Consider the following 15,047-nt stretch of genomic DNA (forward strand, 5'->3'; position numbering starts at 1 on the left):
TCCTTGAAAAGCGATGCAGCCCGTTTGTAACGGCTGCGATGAATGGACGCTGACAGGCGTTGAAAGCCGTCAGACAGCATCCGGTTCCACGCACTCTTGCCCCGACGCGCCGGAAGTCCTAGCTGCACGGCCATGGCCGCCCCTATATTCTCCTTCGAAAATCTTGGTCTCAGCCAAGGAAGCCATTGGCTTTTCCGTCATCTCGACATTTTTGTCGGCGATCGTGACCGGCTGGCGCTGATCGGCCGCAATGGCGCGGGCAAGACCACGCTGTTGAAGCTGATCGCGGCGCAGATCGAGCCTGACGAAGGGACGCGATCGGTTCGTCCGGGCGCGCGCGTCATCATGCTGGAGCAGGACCCCGACGTCAGTAGCTTCGCCACCCTGCATGATTTCGCGCTGGCGGGCGAATATGCACCCCCCGCGCATGAGGTGGAGGCGATCGCCAGCCAACTCGGCATCGACCTGTCGCGCGAGGCCGCGACCGCCAGCGGCGGTGAGCGCCGCCGCGCAGCCATTGCCCGCGCGCTGGCGAGTGAGCCCGACCTGTTGCTGCTGGACGAGCCGACCAACCATCTCGACATCGACGCCATCGATTGGCTCGAGGGCTGGCTTGCCCGTTATTCCGGTGCATTCATCGTCATCAGCCATGATCGCGCTTTCCTGACACGCCTGACGCGCCAGACCCTGTGGCTGGATCGCGGGTCGATCCGCCGCAGCGAGATCGGTTTTGGGGGTTTCGAAGAGTGGATGGAGGCCGTCTATGCTGAGGAGGCCCGTGCCGCCGAGAAGCTCGACGCCAAGCTAAAGATCGAGGCGCACTGGCTGGAACGCGGCGTCACCGCGCGCCGCAAGCGTAATCAGGGGCGTCTCGCCAAGCTTTGGGAAATGCGGGCGCAGCGCGCGGCGATGGTCGGTCCCCAAGGCGTCGCGAAGATCGCCGTCGCTGCCGACGACAGCAAGACCAAGAGCGTCATCGCCGCCGAACAGGTGACCAAGAATTTCGGTGACCGCACGGTCATCAAGGACTTCTCCCTACGCATCCAGCGCGGCGATCGCATTGGCATCGTCGGCGGCAACGGCGCTGGCAAGACGACGCTCCTGAAACTCCTGACCGGCGAACTCGCGCCTGATAGCGGCGTCGTCAAACAGGCCAAGTCGCTCGACATGATCTTCATCGACCAGCAGCGCAGCCTGATGCAGCCCGATAAGCGTGTCCGCGACGTGCTGGCGGAGGGCGGCGACTGGATCGATGTGCGGGGCGTGCGAAAGCATGTTCACGGTTATCTCAAGGAATTTCTCTTCGACCCCTCGCTGGCCGAGGCGCGCGTGGGCACGCTGTCCGGGGGCGAGCGGTCACGCCTGCTCTTTGCCCGTGAGTTCGCCCGCGAATCGAACCTGCTGGTGCTCGACGAGCCGACCAACGACCTCGACCTCGAAACGCTCGACCTGTTGCAGGAAGTGATCGCGGACTATGACGGCACGGTCCTGATCGTCAGCCATGACCGCGACTTTCTGGATCGCACGGTGACGGTGACGCTTGGTCTGGATGGTTCGGGGCAAGTCGATGTGATCGTCGGCGGCTATGCCGACTGGGTCGCCAAGCGTCAGCCCAGGAATGCGCCCCGGACGGAGAAGAAGGCTGCCGCCGCTCCGCCCCCGCCAAAATCCGCGTCGACCAAGCTTAGCTACAAGGATCAGCGGGATCTCGACTTGCTGCCCAAAACCATCGAAAAGCTGGAACAGGACATTGTTCGCGATGAGGAGGCATTGGCCGACCCATCGCTCTACACTCGCGATCCTAATCGTTTCGCGGCGCTGACAAAGGCGATCGAGCAGGCGCGCGCCGACAAGGATTCGGCCGAGGAACGCTGGCTGGAACTCGCGGAAAAGGCCGAGGGACTGAGCGGCTGAACGAAGGGGAAAAGGGAATGGCGGTGATGGACGGATCAGATTCAGGCGCTCTTGACCAGGCGCGCTCGCATCATGCCGTTCATTATGTCAATCGCGTCGGCTGGCTGCGCGCGGCTGTCCTCGGCGCGAATGACGGCATCGTATCGACCGCCAGTCTGCTTGCGGGTATCGCCGCGTCGGGCGCGTCGCGCGAAACCATTCTGCTGTCCGGCATAGCGGCCCTGTTTGCGGGCGCCATGTCGATGGCGGCGGGAGAATATGTGTCGGTCAGCGCGCAATCGGACACGGAACGGGCCGATCTCGCCAAGGAAAAACATGCGATTGCTCAGCAGCCAGATGTGGAATGGCAGGAGCTGCGCGGCATCTATATCGAGCGGGGCCTCACCCCCGAACTGGCTGGAGAAGTCGCGCGACAATTGATGGACGCCGATGCGCTTGCCGCCCACGCCCGCGACGAACTCGGCATTTCGGATATCAGCACGGCGCGGCCGGTTCAGGCGGCACTGACTTCGGCAGCCACCTTTTCCGTCGGTGCGATCGCTCCGGTTATCGCGGCGGCGGTCAGCCCGGCTCCCCATGCGCTGGCGAGCGTCGTCGTGACCTCGCTAATCTGTCTTGCTCTGCTGGGCTATGCAGGCGCGCGGCTGGGTGGAGGCAAGTTAGGCCGGTCGGTCGGCCGGGTGCTGTTCTGGGGCGTGCTCGGCATGGCGATCACGGCAGGTGCAGGCAGGCTTTTCGGCGCGGCGATATGATGGCAAGGTCCGGGCCATCCGGATTCCCAAGGAGAAGATCATGACTGCGATCCAGCAAATTCCGCTCAAGACGATCAATGGCGCCGACGCCAGCCTCGCCAACTATGCGGGGAAGGTGGTGCTGGCGGTCAATGTCGCCTCCAAATGCGGCCTGACCCCGCAATATGAAGGGTTGGAAAAGCTCTACCGCGATTACAAGGACAAGGGGCTGGTGGTTGCTGGCTTCCCGGCCAACGACTTTGCCGGCCAGGAACCGGGTAGCAATGACGAGATCGCGGAATTCTGCACCACCAATTTCGGTGTCGATTTCCCCATGTTCGAAAAGATCGTCGTGACCGGCCCGGAAAAGCATCCGCTCTACGCCGCCCTGACCAGCGAGCAGCCCAAAGCTGCGGGTGAGGGCGATGAATTTCGCGAAAAGCTTCGCGGCTATGGCATGACGCCGACCGAAGAGCCCGAAGTGCTCTGGAATTTCGAAAAGTTCCTGATTGCCAAGGACGGCTCCGTCGCCGCGCGCTTTGCGCCCGGCACGACGCCTGATGATCCGGCGCTGGTATCCGCTATCGAGGCTGAACTGGCGAAATAAGGGACAGGCATCGGGGTCGGCGCTGTTCATGGCGCCGACCCGGATGTCTCGCCGTTGCTGGTCGCCTCATGCTTTCGCCCGCCACCGCCTTTCAACAGATCGGCCCGGTGCTGGAAACGCTCAGCATCGTCGGGATTTTCGTGTTTGCGGCGTCTGGGGCGCTGGCGGCGGCCCGGCTGGGGCAGACGCTAGTGACCTTTGCGTTCTTCGCGCTGGTGACGGGGGTAGGGGGCGGCACCCTTCGCGACCTGTTGATCGGCGCACCGGTTTTCTGGGTGCATGATCCCGTTCCGGCAATCACATGCATGGTCGCGGCGCTCCTGATCTGGTTCACGCCGCGCCGCTTGTGGAGCGATCGCGCGCTCGATTGGCTCGACGCCATCGGCCTCGTCTCCTTTGCCGTGTTCGGAGCCGCCAAGGCGATGAGCTACGGCATTCCGCCCTTCGTTGCCGCTCTGATGGGCGTGGTCACCGGCTGCGTCGGCGGCATCTTGCGCGATCTCCTCGCCCATGAGCCGTCCATATTGTTGCGCCCCGAACTTTATGTAACGGCAGCGGCCCTCGCTTCCGGCTTGTTCGTCATGCTGCGCTGGTGGGGGCTGGACGTGCCGGTAGCGGGCGTCGTCGCGGCGCTGCTAGGCTTCCTTTTGCGCGCCTTCGCGATCTGGCGAAGCATTGGCCTCCCCACCTACAAAGCTGATCGTTAACAGTTCAGAACGCATAAATCCTCCCCATCGCAGATGGGGAGGGGGACCGCCGCAGGCGGTGGAGGGGAAAAGCGCTACATCACCGCCAAAGGCTGGCAAGTAACCCCATCAGGCCCCGCTCATCGGCGGCACTCACCCGCCGCGGTGCGCCATAGCCTCGGCATTCCAGGCAATCAGCCCGCACACCCGCGCCACTGATCAGTCCACGCATATCCGCGACAGCCTGCATGGCCCAACGCCGCTGGATCATCGCCTGCCTGCTCAACATGTCGCGGGGAGCATCCACATCCTCATCGTCCCGTTCTGACATCGACTTGATGAGCTCGGCGAACTTGTCGGGCTCCTTCTCGATACGGTAAACCTTCGCCTTGGCAGGATCGATCTTGGCCATCTTCGCCGCTTCGGCGACGGCTTCCTCCAACCCGCCGAAGCGATCGACCAGCCCGATCTGCCGCGCCGTGCCGCCGTCCCACACGCGGCCTTGAGCAATGGCGTCGATCTGCTGAGGCGATTTACGCCGTGCCTGCGCGACCAGCCCCACGAAACGGCCATAGATATCCTCGATCCCCATCTGCATGATGCGATCGAATTCAGGCGTCGTGCCGCCCGCAATGTCCGGCTGCCCTGACAGCGGCGTGGTCCGCACGCCATCGGTCGTGATGCCTAGCTTCGCCAACGTTCCTTCAAAGCTCGGCAATATCCCGAACACCCCGATGGAGCCGGTAATCGTGTCCGGTTCGGCAAAGATCAGGTCGGCAGGCGTCGAAATCCAGTAGCCGCCGCTCGCCGCGACATTGCCCATCGACACGACGATCGGCAGGCCCTCGCGCTTGGCTTCCATGATGGCCTGCCGAATCTTTTCCGACGCCATGACCGAACCGCCGGGGGAATCGACCCGGACGACCAGCGCTTTCAGGTCCTTTTCCGACAGCGCCTTGTAGAGAAGAGCCGAAATCGTATCACCGGCTGCGCTACCCGGCCCACCATCTCCATCGACGATGTCGCCCGCCACGGTAATCACGCCGATCTGGCCATCATTGGGCGCGCGGTGGGCCTTCGCATAGCTTCTGAGGTCGATGCTGGCAAAATTACCCACCCGATCGTCAGAAGGTTCGCCGGCCACCTCGGCGACGCGTTTGCCGAAGGCTGCTTCGTCGCCCAGTCGATCGACAAGCCCAGCGCTCTGCGCCGCCTTGGCGAGATTGCCGCGCGCAGCTTCCGCCGCACCCGCAGGATTGGCGGCATAGGCGGCCAGCTTCGCGCGCGGCCGTGCCTTGCCAACTTCCTCCTGCCAATCCTGCCACAAGGCATTGGCCAGCGCCTGATTGGCCTGGCGCGCTTCGGGCGATTGATCCGTCCGAATGAAGGGTTCGACGAAGCTCTTATAGGTGCCGACGCGATAGACATGGGTGTTGACGCCCAGCTTATCGATCAACCCCTTGTAATAAAGGCCAGAGCCGCCGCGCCCGAGGATCGCTACGCCGCCAAGGGGATCGACCCATGCCTCGCTGGCATGGGCGGCCAGTTGATAGCTGTCGTCACTATAAATGGTGGCAAAGGCGAAGACCGGCTTCTTTGCTGCACGAACGGCATCCAGCGCCTTGCCCACGCGGGAAAGCGCCACCTGGCCGCCGCCCAGGAACCCGTCGAGGTTCAGCACAACCGCCTTGACCTTGCCATCTGTCTTGGCCGCATCCAGCGCGTCCACGATCTCGGAAAGGCGATATTCCTTCGTCTGCGGCCCGGACGATGTCAGCAACGAAAAGGGGTCCACCTCTGCCGGTTGCTCGACAATGGTGCCGTCCAGCTTCAGCAGCAGTGCGCCACTGCTCACGCTGCGCGCGGGCTTGGGCGACCATGAAAGCGCCGCATAAAGCAGACCGAAAAAGCCAAGCAGGAACAGCAGAACCAGCCCGTCCTTGACCGCGACCAATATGCGCCAAACGCCCTTCACAAATGCCAAATTGCCGCTTCCTTATGCTTAGCTGTCCGAGCTATCCGATCGTCCGGCCGACTGCAATGTGGGACGCTCCGCTCGGCGCACAAGCTTGCGCCCGTCATTTCCGGCGTTATGGGAGGCGCCAACATTCGCGCTTATGTGCAGGAGAAGCGTTTCATGCCCACACTCGTTCTCATCCGCCACGGCCAATCGGCCTGGAACCTGGAAAATCGCTTCACTGGTTGGTGGGACGTCGACCTGACGGAAAAGGGCGTGGAGGAAGCGCGGGCTGCTGGGCAATTGATGTCGACAAAGGGCCTCGACTTCGACCGCTGCTTCACCTCGGTTCAGACCCGGGCGATCAAGACGCTGAACCTAGCGCTTGAGGAAATGGGCCGCCTCTGGCTCCCGGTCGAAAAGGACTGGCGCCTCAATGAACGCCATTATGGCGGCCTCACGGGCCTCAACAAGGCGGAGACGGCGGCTAAGCATGGCGACGCGCAGGTGAAGGTCTGGCGTCGCAGCTTCGACATTCCGCCGCCGGTGCTGGAGCCGGGCGGCGAGTTCGACCTGTCGAAGGACCGCCGCTATGACGGCATCGCCATCCCCTCGACGGAGTCCCTGAAGGACACCATCGCCCGCGTGCTGCCCTATTGGGAAAGCCGCATCGTACCGGAGCTGAAGGCGGGCAAGCGCGTACTCATCTCGGCTCATGGCAATTCGCTGCGCGCTTTGGTGAAGCATTTGTCGGGCATTCCGGACGATGAGATCACGGAACTGGAAATCCCGACCGGCCAGCCGATCGTCTATGACCTTGCCGACGATCTGACCGCCAAGGACCGCTATTATCTGTCGGAGCGTTAAGTCCGCAAATCCCGCATTGCCCCTTGCCGGTCGTCCGGCTAAGGGGCTTTGCTTTCCGCGCCATCAGGGGAAGTCAGGCGAATGACCGGAGAGAGCGCCGCCACCGTCGGCATTATCATGGGATCGCGATCCGATTGGGAAACCATGCGCCACGCGGCCGAGACGCTGAGCGCGCTTGGCGTCCCGCACGAATGCAAGGTCGTGTCCGCTCATCGCACGCCGCAGCGTCTCTATGACTATGCCACCGGCGCGGTTTCCCGTGGTCTGAAGGTCATCATCGCCGGGGCAGGGGGCGCGGCCCATCTTCCCGGTATGACCGCGTCTATGACCCGCCTTCCAGTTCTTGGCGTGCCAGTGGAATCCAAGGCGCTGAAGGGCATGGATTCCCTGCTCTCCATCGTCCAGATGCCCGGCGGCATCCCCGTCGGAGCGCTAGCGATCGGCAAGCCCGGCGCGATCAATGCGGCGCTGTTGGCGGCTTCCATCCTCGCCACCACCGATGAGGCATTGGCCGAACGTCTGGACATGTGGCGCGAAAAGCAAACCGACGATGTCGCGGAGACGCCAGAATAAGATGACGACCATCGCGCCCGGTTCCACCATCGGCATCCTTGGCGGCGGCCAGCTCGGCCGGATGATCGCGATCGCCGCCGCGCAGCTTGGCTACCGCACGCATATCTACGCGCCGGAAGAGAGCGGACCCGCCGCTGACGTGTCCCGCTGCTGGACTCGCGGTGCCTATGAGGATGCCGCCGCGCTCGCCGCCTTCGCCGACAGCGTCGACGTCGTCACCTACGAATTCGAGAATATCGACCCTTCTGCCGTCGAAGTCCTCTCCACCCACGGCCTCGTTCGCCCCGGCGCGCAGGCGCTCCGCGTGGCGCAGGACCGCCTCGCCGAGAAGAATTTCGTCCGTGATCTCGGCGGCCTCACCGCGCCCTTCGCGTCGGTCGAAAGCCTCGGTGATCTCAACAAGGCAATCGCCACGATCGGCAGCCGTGCGATCCTGAAGACCAACCGCATGGGCTATGATGGCAAGGGGCAGGCGCGCCTCAATGATCCGGCGGACGCTCCTGCCGCCTGGAACGCCATTGGCCAGCAAAGCGCGATCCTGGAAGGTTTCGTGACCTTTGAGGAGGAGTTTTCCGTCATCCTCGTGCGCGGCGCAGGTGGCGAAGTCCGCTTCTGGGACTCGCCCGCCAACGTCCATGTCGATGGCATCCTCTCCACTTCTACAGCTCCCGCTGGCCCCCGCATAGAGGCGCAGGTGGAGGCGGCGCGCGCCCTCGCCGCGCAGGTGGCGCAAGCGCTTGGCTATGTCGGCGTCCTGACGCTTGAATTCTTCGCTAGCGCCGATGGCCCCGTCTTCAACGAAATGGCGCCCCGCGTCCACAATAGCGGCCACTGGACGATCGAAGGCGCAGTCACCAGCCAGTTCGAAAACCATGTCCGCGCCATTTGCGGCCTCCCATTGGGCGACACCAGACTGGCGGCACGGGGCGTGGAAATGCACAACCTCATCGGTGAAGAAGCCGACGCTTGGGCTGCGATCCTGTCCGATCCCGCCGCCCACCTGCATCTTTATGGCAAGCATGAAGCCCGCCCGGGCCGCAAGATGGGCCACGTCACCCGGCTGACCCTGTGAACAACTTATCCCCAGTTTGCTCCACAGCAAATTTGGATCGCGTGAACATGATATGACAGTCGGGCTATCGCCCGCTGCACAATCTTCATACCCTAGTTTGAGATTCGGGGTCAGGTAATATGAAGCGGTTAACGTCTATCGTAGCTTTGAACAAGGAAGGCGCCATTGGCTGCCATAATGGCCTGCCTTGGCGGTTGAAAACCGATCTGCGGTTCTTTCGAAATCAAACGATCGGCCAAGTGGTCATCATGGGCCGTAAAACACTGGACTCCATGGGACGTCCACTTCCTAATAGGCACAACATAGTCTTATCGCATAACAATGTTTTATTCGCGAAGACGCCGAACAGTGAGGTTGCGACAAGCATATCTGAGGCCTTGGTTATTGCCCATCGCCGCAAAGAGGATGAGGTTTTCGTCGTGGGCGGTGCGTCAACTTATAAGCAGTTTTCGCCGCTTGTTGACCGGTACTTAATTACCATTGTCGATAAAGAGGTTCCTGATGCTGACGCATTTTTTGATCAGAGCATTTTCAGTATAGAATCTGACTGGGAGTGGAAGCGATTAGATGACGTTAGGTACGACCCTGATCACGATGAAGCCCCGTTTCAAACATTTGAGATGCTGCACAGGCGGCCAGATGATATGGCGGCAGCGAGAAGCACACTCATCAGTGATTATGAATCCCGATTCTTGAATCGGCCGGGGAAGGCCAAGCGTAGCGGAGAAGAATCCAATCTTCAGAGTGCGTCGCCGCTTTTTGGATTTGCAAAATTGAAGGTCGGCTGATTGGCGGTTGCGCCGCATTGCCAGCGCCCGACCATCTCCCTATAGCCAGCGCCATGGAGCGGCTGGAAAGCGGCGCCCCGATCCCTGCCCATTTGCGCGGGAGCATCATGGCGCTGGGCAATTTTGACGGATTTCACCTCGGTCATCAGGCTGTCGTTGGCCGCGCGGTGGAGCGTGCCCGCGCGGAAGGCCGTCCCGTCATCGTCGCGACGTTCGACCCGCATCCGATGCGCCTGTTTCGCCCGGAAAACCCCTGGTTCCGCCTCACCAGCCTGGACCAGCGGCAGCGCCTGTTCGCCGCCGCCGGTGCCGACGCGATGTTGGTATTCGCCTTCACCCGCCAACTCGCCGCCTTGAGTCCTCAGGATTTCGTCGATCTGCTGGTAGACGGCATGGGCGTCGCGGGTGTGGTCACGGGACAGGATTTCACCTTTGGCTACGGCCGCACCGGCACTGTCGCCACGCTTGCCGAACTCGGCGCCGCACGAGGCATGAGCGCCGAAGCTGTCGCGCCGATCACGGACGAAGGCGGGGAGGTGGTCTCCTCCAGCCGCATCCGTACCGCGCTGAAAGCCGGAGACTGCGCCACGGCAACGCGCCTGCTGACACGCCCCTTCGCTGTACAGGGGCTGGTCCAGCATGGCGACAAGGTCGGCCGCACGATCGGCTTCCCCACCGCCAATGTCGATCTCGGCCATTACATCCGCCCGGCCTATGGCATCTATGCGGTACGCGGCCTGCTGCCCGATGGCCGTGTCCTCGATGGCGCGGCCAATCTCGGCATCCGCCCCAGCTTCGATCCGCCGAAGGAATTGCTGGAGCCGCACTTCTTCGATTTCTCCGAAAGCCTCTACGACCACTGCATCGAGGTGCAGTTGATCGAATTCCTCCGGCCCGAAGCGAAATATGAAGGGCTCGAAGCCCTCACCGCCCAGATCGCCAGGGACTGCGACGCCGCGCGGCAAATCCTTGCGAGAACGCCGCACCTCGCCTAATGCCCGCCCATTCATTTCCAACCCCGTTCGCTTCGAGCGAAGTCGAGAAGCAGATAGTGCAGCGCCGCGTTTCTCGACTGCGCTCGAAACGAACGGAAGTCTGTAGATAGTCCCACATGACCGACCAGCCTCGCCAAGAAACCAAAGACTATAAAAGCACCGTATTCCTTCCCGTAACCGACTTCCCGATGAAGGCGGGCCTTGCGCAAAAGGAACCGGCGATCCTCGCGCGCTGGGAAGAAATGGACCTGTACGGCAAGCTGCGCGAACGGCGGAAGGGCCGCGAACGCTTCATCCTCCACGACGGCCCGCCCTATGCCAATGGCGACATCCACATGGGCCATGCGATGAACAAGGTGCTGAAGGACATCATCGTCCGCAGCCAATCCTTGCTTGGCAAGGACGCGCCCTATGTCCCCGGCTGGGACTGCCACGGCCTTCCGATCGAATGGAAGATCGAGGAGGAATATCGCAAGAAGAAGCAGAATAAGGACGAGGTTCCCGCGCAGGAATTCCGCGCCCAATGCCGCGCCTATGCGGACAAGTGGGTCGGCGTGCAGAAGGAGCAGTTCAAGCGCCTCGGCGTCATGGGCGACTGGAACGATCCCTATCTCACCATGAAGTTCGATGCCGAAGCTACCATCGTGTCTGAACTGCTGAAGTTCGCTGAGAGCGGCCAGCTCTATCGCGGCGCCAAGCCCGTCATGTGGTCCCCGGTCGAAAAAACCGCGCTGGCCGAGGCGGAAGTCGAATATGAGGATATCGTCTCGACGCAGATCGACGTGGCGTTCGAGATCGTCGAAGCACCGAACGCGCCTGAACTGGTCGGCGCGCATGCGGTGATCTGGACGACGACGCCCTGGACGATCCCGGTCAATCAGGCTTTGGCCTATGGGCCGGAGGTCGACTATGTGTTGCTTGAAGGGGAGGGCCGCAAGTTCATCGTCGCCGAAGCGCTGATCGGCGCGTTCAAGGAGCGCTCTGGTCTGGTCCATGCCCAGCCCCACAAGCACTTCAAAGGCGCCGAACTCGCCGGAGCCGTCGCCCGCCACCCGATGCACGCCCTCGGCGGCTTCTTTGCCAAGCCGCGCCCGTTCCTCCCGGGCGATTTCGTCACCACCGACGCGGGCACCGGCCTCGTCCACATGGCACCCGACCATGGCGAGGACGACTTCGCGCTCTGCAAGGCGAACGGCATCAACCCGGTGTTCGCCGTCGAGAATGACGGGAAATATCGCGAGGACTGGCTCTGGCTCGGCGGTCAGGGAAGCGTCATCAATCCGAAATTCGTCAGCAAGGACGGCCCGATCTGCACCGATCTGCGCGAAGCGGGCGGCCTGCTCGCCGCGTCCGATGACTTCAAGCACAGCTATCCCCATAGCTGGCGCTCCAAGGCCAAGATTATCTTCCGCTGCACCCCGCAATGGTTCATCCCAATGGACCGCGCGATCAGCGATGGCGTAATCCCACGCTGCGCCGAGGAAGAGGCCATCCTCGCCCGCCAAGGCAATGGCGCGACCCTGCGTGGTACGGCGCTCGACGCGATCGAGAACACCCGCTGGGTGCCCGAACGGTCGATCAACCGCATCCGCTCGATGGTGGAGGGCCGCCCCGACTGGGTCATCAGCCGCCAGCGCGCCTGGGGCGTGCCTATCGCCCTCTATGTCCACCGCAAGACCGGCGAGTATCTCGTTGATAAATCCGTGAATCAGCGTATCGTTGAAGCCTTCAAGGCAGGGGGCGCGGATGCTTGGTTCGGCGCTGACCATCAGGCGTTGCTCGGCCCCGACTACGACCTCAACGACTATGAGGTGGTCAACGACATTCTCGACGTCTGGTTCGACAGCGGTTCGACCCACAGCTTCGTTGTAGAAAGCCGCTATGGCGAAGGCGTCCGCGCCGATCTGTACCTCGAAGGGTCCGACCAGCATCGCGGCTGGTTCCAGTCCTCCCTGCTCGAAAGCAGCGGCACCCGTGGCCGCGCGCCTTATGACGCCGTCCTCACCCACGGCTTCGCGCTGGACGGGCAGGGGCGCAAAATGTCGAAGAGCCTCGGCAATGTAGTCGATCCGCTGAAGGTCATCGCCGAAAGCGGCTCCGACATCCTGCGCGTATGGGTTGCCAGTACCGACTATTTCGATGACGTCCGCATCGGCAAGGAAGTGCTGGCTGGCTCATCCGACGCATACCGAAAACTTCGCAATACTTTCCGTTACTTGCTAGGCGCTCTTTCGGATTTTTCGGAAGATGAGAGGCTGCCCGTCACGGAAATGCCGGAGTTGGAGCGCTACATGCTCCACCGCCTCGCGGCTCTCGACGCAGAGCTTAAGGGCGTGGTCGAAAAGGCTGCGGGAAGCGAAAACTGGCTAGAGTTCAGCCGCTACACCCGCGCGCTGTTCGATTTCGCCAATAGCGACCTCTCGGCCTTCTTCTTCGACATCCGCAAGGACTGCCTCTACTGCGACGCGAAGACCGATCCCAAGCGCCGTGCCTATCGCACCGTGCTCGACACGCTCTTCCACGCGCTCGTCCGCTACGCCGCGCCGATCATCCCTTTCACGGCTGAGGAAGTTTGGCAAAGTCGCTATCCAAACCACGAAGAAAGCGTGCATTTTCTGGAATGGCCAGAGGTTGACGCAGCTTGGCTTAACCAAGGCTTGGACGACAAATGGACTGAAATCCGCAACCAGCGTGATCAGGTCAATGAAGCCATCGAACCCCTCCGCCGCGAAAAGGTCATCCGCTCCAGCCTTGAAGCCGATGTGGCCATGGGCATGAAGGTTGCCAGCGACGGTGTGAACTTCGCCGAAATCGCCATCGTCGCCCGCATCGAAACGGGTGTCGGAGACGGCATCGTGGTCAAGCCGAGCGAGTGGCACAAATGCGGTCGCTGCTGGCGTCTGCTGCCCGAAGTCGAGGAGGACGGCACACTCTGCAACCGCTGCGACGAAGTGCTGGCAGGTTGAAAACCTTCTGTCCTACAGGCGCAGGCTTCGGCTATAGCCCACGGCCTACCGCCCGGCGGCAGGTGAACAATATTATGATGGCGCTTTTCAGGGATATGTTCGTGTCACCTTCATCACCAAAAAAGCATGCGGTGCGCCACTGATGGCAACTGTCAATCACCGCCCGCTCGGCCTGATCGTCGCGATCGTCACGCTCGCGCTGGACCAGCTCATCAAATACACCGTCACCTATCCGCTCGCACTCAAGAGCCGGATGGATGAAGGAATTGAGATTCTGCCGATCTTCCGCCTGCGCTGGCTGGAAAATCGCGGTGTTTCGATGGGCTTCTTCCATGCCGACACGAACATGATGCGTTGGCTTCTCGTGGGCATGACGATGCTGATCGCCGGCTTTGTCGGCGTGTGGATGTGGCGGGAAAAGGCGCGGCAGGATGTCGCGGCCCTTGGGTTGGTCCTTGGCGGAGCCATTGGAAATATCGTTGATCGTGTTCGCTTGGGCTATGTCGTCGATTATGCCGATCTGCACTTTGGCGAATGGCGGCCCTTTCTCATATTCAACCTGGCCGACGCCGCGATCACGATCGGCGTGCTGATCCTGCTTGCACGGGCGTTGCTGCTGCGCGAGAAGAGCGCAAAGACGGAGTCACTGAACTGATGCGTAAACTGATCCTCGCCGCTGGCCTGATTTCCATGCTGTCCGCCTGCGGTGGCGGCGGCGGCCTGTTTAACCGGGCTCGCCCCGATGAGTTCGCCGTCTCGCGTCAGGCGCCGCTGGTGATCCCGCCCGATTATGCGCTGGTCCCGCCTGCGCCGGGTACGCCCGCCGCTGCGTCGGTTGATTCGAGCCGTGCGGCTATGGAAACCATGTTCGGCGGTCCTGCCCCGCGCAGCGCGGCTGAAAGCGCGGCGTTGAGCGAAGCAGGCCGTGCCAATGCGGCGGCAGGCATCCGCTCCTCAGTTGGCGATCCGGGCACGGAAGTCGTCGATAAGGGCGCCGCGACCCGCGAAATCATCGCCGCGCCGGAAGGTGACGGGCAGGACGCCCGCGCTGCGATCCCGCAGCAGTAAGGCAGTAAGAAGCTAGGGCTGGCTCTCGACGAAGTTCTTGAGCCTGCCCAAAGTCTCGTCCCACTGGCTTGAGACCTGAGCAAGCCAATCCCGCGCGTCCGTGATCGCCTCAGGCTCGAGGGTGAAAAGCACCTCACGCCCGGATCGTGTGCGGCGCACCAGTCCCGCGCCCAGCAGGACGTCGAGATGCTTCGCGACCGCTTGGCGGCTGATCGGCAGGCCATCGCCTAATTGCGTGATCGATCGTCCCGTCCCCTCGGAAAGCCGCCCAATCAGCCCCAAGCGTGTGGCGTCACCCAATGCGGCAAACAGCTGCGCAGGTGCTTCCTCAATCTTCAACATATTCTCGGATATTCTTCACCTGCTCTGCCCAACCACCGTCGTTGGAGCGCATGACATTACTCCTGCGCGGCTCAGGCACCTTGTCAAACCCGCTTTCCGTGACCGTCAGCAATGTGCCGCTGCCCGCGGGTTCAAGCAGAAACTCGACCAATGTCCATTCCGGCACCGGTACGCCGCTTTCCATCAACTGCTTGTCTCCGCCAGTCGCAGGCCATTCAAAGGCAAAGCGCCTCATGGGCTCGATTGCAACGACCCGCGCTTCCCAGCGATATTCTTCAAAACCGGGATAGGTCATATGCCCCGTCGATGCCTGACCCGCGACAAAAGGCTGATCCAGAGCGACCTGAAACCAGGCTCCGAACTTTTCATGATCAATCAGCGCGTCCCAAACTCGTTCGACCGACGCGGCGATTTCGATGCTTTTACTGATAGAATCCACCATATAAGCAACCTCCAGGCTGCTTATATGCGTTTTGCTTCC

General features: G+C 62.1%; 15 protein-coding genes. 12 read left to right on the forward strand and 3 right to left on the reverse strand.

What is annotated here, in order from left to right:
• The first annotated feature begins 132 nt into the window (after positions 1 to 132).
• From ACYU81_RS12345 to ACYU81_RS12360, 4 genes are all read left to right on the forward strand, one after another.
• The gene (locus ACYU81_RS12345) at positions 133 to 1,914 is read left to right on the forward strand and encodes an ABC-F family ATP-binding cassette domain-containing protein (RefSeq protein ID WP_460987850.1); all 1,782 of its coding nucleotides are present in this window, start codon (positions 133 to 135) and stop codon (positions 1,912 to 1,914) included.
• A 26-nt stretch (positions 1,915 to 1,940) separates the two neighbouring features.
• On the forward strand, positions 1,941 to 2,666 hold the full coding sequence (locus tag ACYU81_RS12350; protein WP_460988185.1) for a VIT1/CCC1 transporter family protein: 726 nt from the start codon (positions 1,941 to 1,943) through the stop codon (positions 2,664 to 2,666).
• A 40-nt stretch (positions 2,667 to 2,706) separates the two neighbouring features.
• Complete coding sequence (locus ACYU81_RS12355; protein WP_460987851.1) at positions 2,707 to 3,252, forward strand: glutathione peroxidase; 546 nt, start codon at positions 2,707 to 2,709, stop codon at positions 3,250 to 3,252.
• Positions 3,253 to 3,320: 68 nt separating this feature from the next.
• Positions 3,321 to 3,959 carry a trimeric intracellular cation channel family protein gene (locus tag ACYU81_RS12360; protein WP_460987852.1) on the forward strand — a complete coding sequence of 213 codons (639 nt, stop codon included), beginning with the start codon at positions 3,321 to 3,323 and terminating at the stop codon, positions 3,957 to 3,959.
• A gap of 79 nt (positions 3,960 to 4,038) precedes the next feature.
• Here ACYU81_RS12360 and sppA read toward each other — a convergent pair whose 3' ends face one another.
• Positions 4,039 to 5,922: a signal peptide peptidase SppA gene (gene sppA, locus ACYU81_RS12365; RefSeq protein WP_460987853.1), complete on the reverse strand. Its 1,884-nt coding sequence runs from the start codon at positions 5,920 to 5,922 to the stop codon at positions 4,039 to 4,041.
• Between the two features lie 153 nt (positions 5,923 to 6,075).
• On the opposite strand from sppA, the gene gpmA reads away from it, so the two are divergent.
• From gpmA to ACYU81_RS12405, 8 genes are all read left to right on the forward strand, one after another.
• Positions 6,076 to 6,762: a 2,3-diphosphoglycerate-dependent phosphoglycerate mutase gene (gene gpmA / locus ACYU81_RS12370; RefSeq protein ID WP_460987854.1), complete on the forward strand. Its 687-nt coding sequence runs from the start codon at positions 6,076 to 6,078 to the stop codon at positions 6,760 to 6,762.
• A gap of 81 nt (positions 6,763 to 6,843) precedes the next feature.
• Positions 6,844 to 7,335, forward strand: coding sequence for a 5-(carboxyamino)imidazole ribonucleotide mutase (gene purE / locus ACYU81_RS12375; protein ID WP_460987855.1), 492 nt, complete (start codon positions 6,844 to 6,846; stop codon positions 7,333 to 7,335).
• 1 nt (position 7,336) lies between these two features.
• Positions 7,337 to 8,407, forward strand: a complete 1,071-nt coding sequence (locus tag ACYU81_RS12380) for a 5-(carboxyamino)imidazole ribonucleotide synthase (RefSeq protein ID WP_460987856.1) — start codon at positions 7,337 to 7,339, stop codon at positions 8,405 to 8,407.
• A gap of 119 nt (positions 8,408 to 8,526) precedes the next feature.
• Positions 8,527 to 9,195, forward strand: coding sequence for a dihydrofolate reductase (locus ACYU81_RS12385; protein WP_460987857.1), 669 nt, complete (start codon positions 8,527 to 8,529; stop codon positions 9,193 to 9,195).
• Between the two features lie 53 nt (positions 9,196 to 9,248).
• On the forward strand, positions 9,249 to 10,190 hold the full coding sequence (locus tag ACYU81_RS12390; protein ID WP_460987858.1) for a bifunctional riboflavin kinase/FAD synthetase: 942 nt from the start codon (positions 9,249 to 9,251) through the stop codon (positions 10,188 to 10,190).
• A 116-nt stretch (positions 10,191 to 10,306) separates the two neighbouring features.
• On the forward strand, positions 10,307 to 13,156 hold the full coding sequence (gene ileS, locus ACYU81_RS12395; RefSeq protein WP_460987859.1) for an isoleucine--tRNA ligase: 2,850 nt from the start codon (positions 10,307 to 10,309) through the stop codon (positions 13,154 to 13,156).
• Between the two features lie 142 nt (positions 13,157 to 13,298).
• Positions 13,299 to 13,811 carry a signal peptidase II gene (gene lspA, locus ACYU81_RS12400; RefSeq protein ID WP_449471899.1) on the forward strand — a complete coding sequence of 171 codons (513 nt, stop codon included), beginning with the start codon at positions 13,299 to 13,301 and terminating at the stop codon, positions 13,809 to 13,811.
• Positions 13,811 to 14,224, forward strand: coding sequence for a DUF3035 domain-containing protein (locus ACYU81_RS12405; protein WP_460987860.1), 414 nt, complete (start codon positions 13,811 to 13,813; stop codon positions 14,222 to 14,224). The genes lspA and ACYU81_RS12405 overlap by 1 nt, the downstream gene beginning before the upstream one ends.
• Positions 14,225 to 14,236: 12 nt before the next feature.
• On the opposite strand, the gene ACYU81_RS12410 is transcribed toward ACYU81_RS12405, so the two are convergent.
• Both ACYU81_RS12410 and ACYU81_RS12415 read right to left on the reverse strand, forming a co-directional pair.
• Positions 14,237 to 14,566 (reverse strand): ArsR/SmtB family transcription factor, encoded by a 330-nt coding sequence (locus ACYU81_RS12410; RefSeq protein WP_460987861.1) that lies wholly within the window; start codon positions 14,564 to 14,566, stop codon positions 14,237 to 14,239.
• Positions 14,553 to 15,008, reverse strand: a complete 456-nt coding sequence (locus ACYU81_RS12415; RefSeq protein WP_460987862.1) for an SRPBCC family protein — start codon at positions 15,006 to 15,008, stop codon at positions 14,553 to 14,555. The genes ACYU81_RS12410 and ACYU81_RS12415 overlap by 14 nt, the downstream gene beginning before the upstream one ends.
• Positions 15,009 to 15,047 lie beyond the last annotated feature (39 nt).

It is taken from the genome of Sphingobium sp. TomTYG75 (genome assembly GCF_054771635.1).

What these genes read in the sequence shown, in the direction of transcription:
- gpmA (WP_460987854.1), top strand. Translation starts at nt 6,076, where the DNA reads ATGCCCACACTCGTTCTCATCCGCCACGGCCAATCGGCCTGGAACCTG.
- ACYU81_RS12345 (WP_460987850.1), top strand. Translation starts at nt 133, where the DNA reads ATGGCCGCCCCTATATTCTCCTTCGAAAATCTTGGTCTCAGCCAAGGA.
- ACYU81_RS12410 (WP_460987861.1), bottom strand. Translation starts at nt 14,566, where the DNA reads ATGTTGAAGATTGAGGAAGCACCTGCGCAGCTGTTTGCCGCATTGGGT.
- purE (WP_460987855.1), top strand. Translation starts at nt 6,844, where the DNA reads ATGACCGGAGAGAGCGCCGCCACCGTCGGCATTATCATGGGATCGCGA.
- lspA (WP_449471899.1), top strand. Translation starts at nt 13,299, where the DNA reads ATGGCAACTGTCAATCACCGCCCGCTCGGCCTGATCGTCGCGATCGTC.
- ACYU81_RS12405 (WP_460987860.1), top strand. Translation starts at nt 13,811, where the DNA reads ATGCGTAAACTGATCCTCGCCGCTGGCCTGATTTCCATGCTGTCCGCC.
- ACYU81_RS12355 (WP_460987851.1), top strand. Translation starts at nt 2,707, where the DNA reads ATGACTGCGATCCAGCAAATTCCGCTCAAGACGATCAATGGCGCCGAC.
- ileS (WP_460987859.1), top strand. Translation starts at nt 10,307, where the DNA reads ATGACCGACCAGCCTCGCCAAGAAACCAAAGACTATAAAAGCACCGTA.
- ACYU81_RS12350 (WP_460988185.1), top strand. Translation starts at nt 1,941, where the DNA reads ATGGACGGATCAGATTCAGGCGCTCTTGACCAGGCGCGCTCGCATCAT.
- ACYU81_RS12380 (WP_460987856.1), top strand. Translation starts at nt 7,337, where the DNA reads ATGACGACCATCGCGCCCGGTTCCACCATCGGCATCCTTGGCGGCGGC.
- ACYU81_RS12415 (WP_460987862.1), bottom strand. Translation starts at nt 15,008, where the DNA reads ATGGTGGATTCTATCAGTAAAAGCATCGAAATCGCCGCGTCGGTCGAA.
- ACYU81_RS12385 (WP_460987857.1), top strand. Translation starts at nt 8,527, where the DNA reads ATGAAGCGGTTAACGTCTATCGTAGCTTTGAACAAGGAAGGCGCCATT.
- ACYU81_RS12360 (WP_460987852.1), top strand. Translation starts at nt 3,321, where the DNA reads ATGCTTTCGCCCGCCACCGCCTTTCAACAGATCGGCCCGGTGCTGGAA.
- ACYU81_RS12390 (WP_460987858.1), top strand. Translation starts at nt 9,249, where the DNA reads ATGGAGCGGCTGGAAAGCGGCGCCCCGATCCCTGCCCATTTGCGCGGG.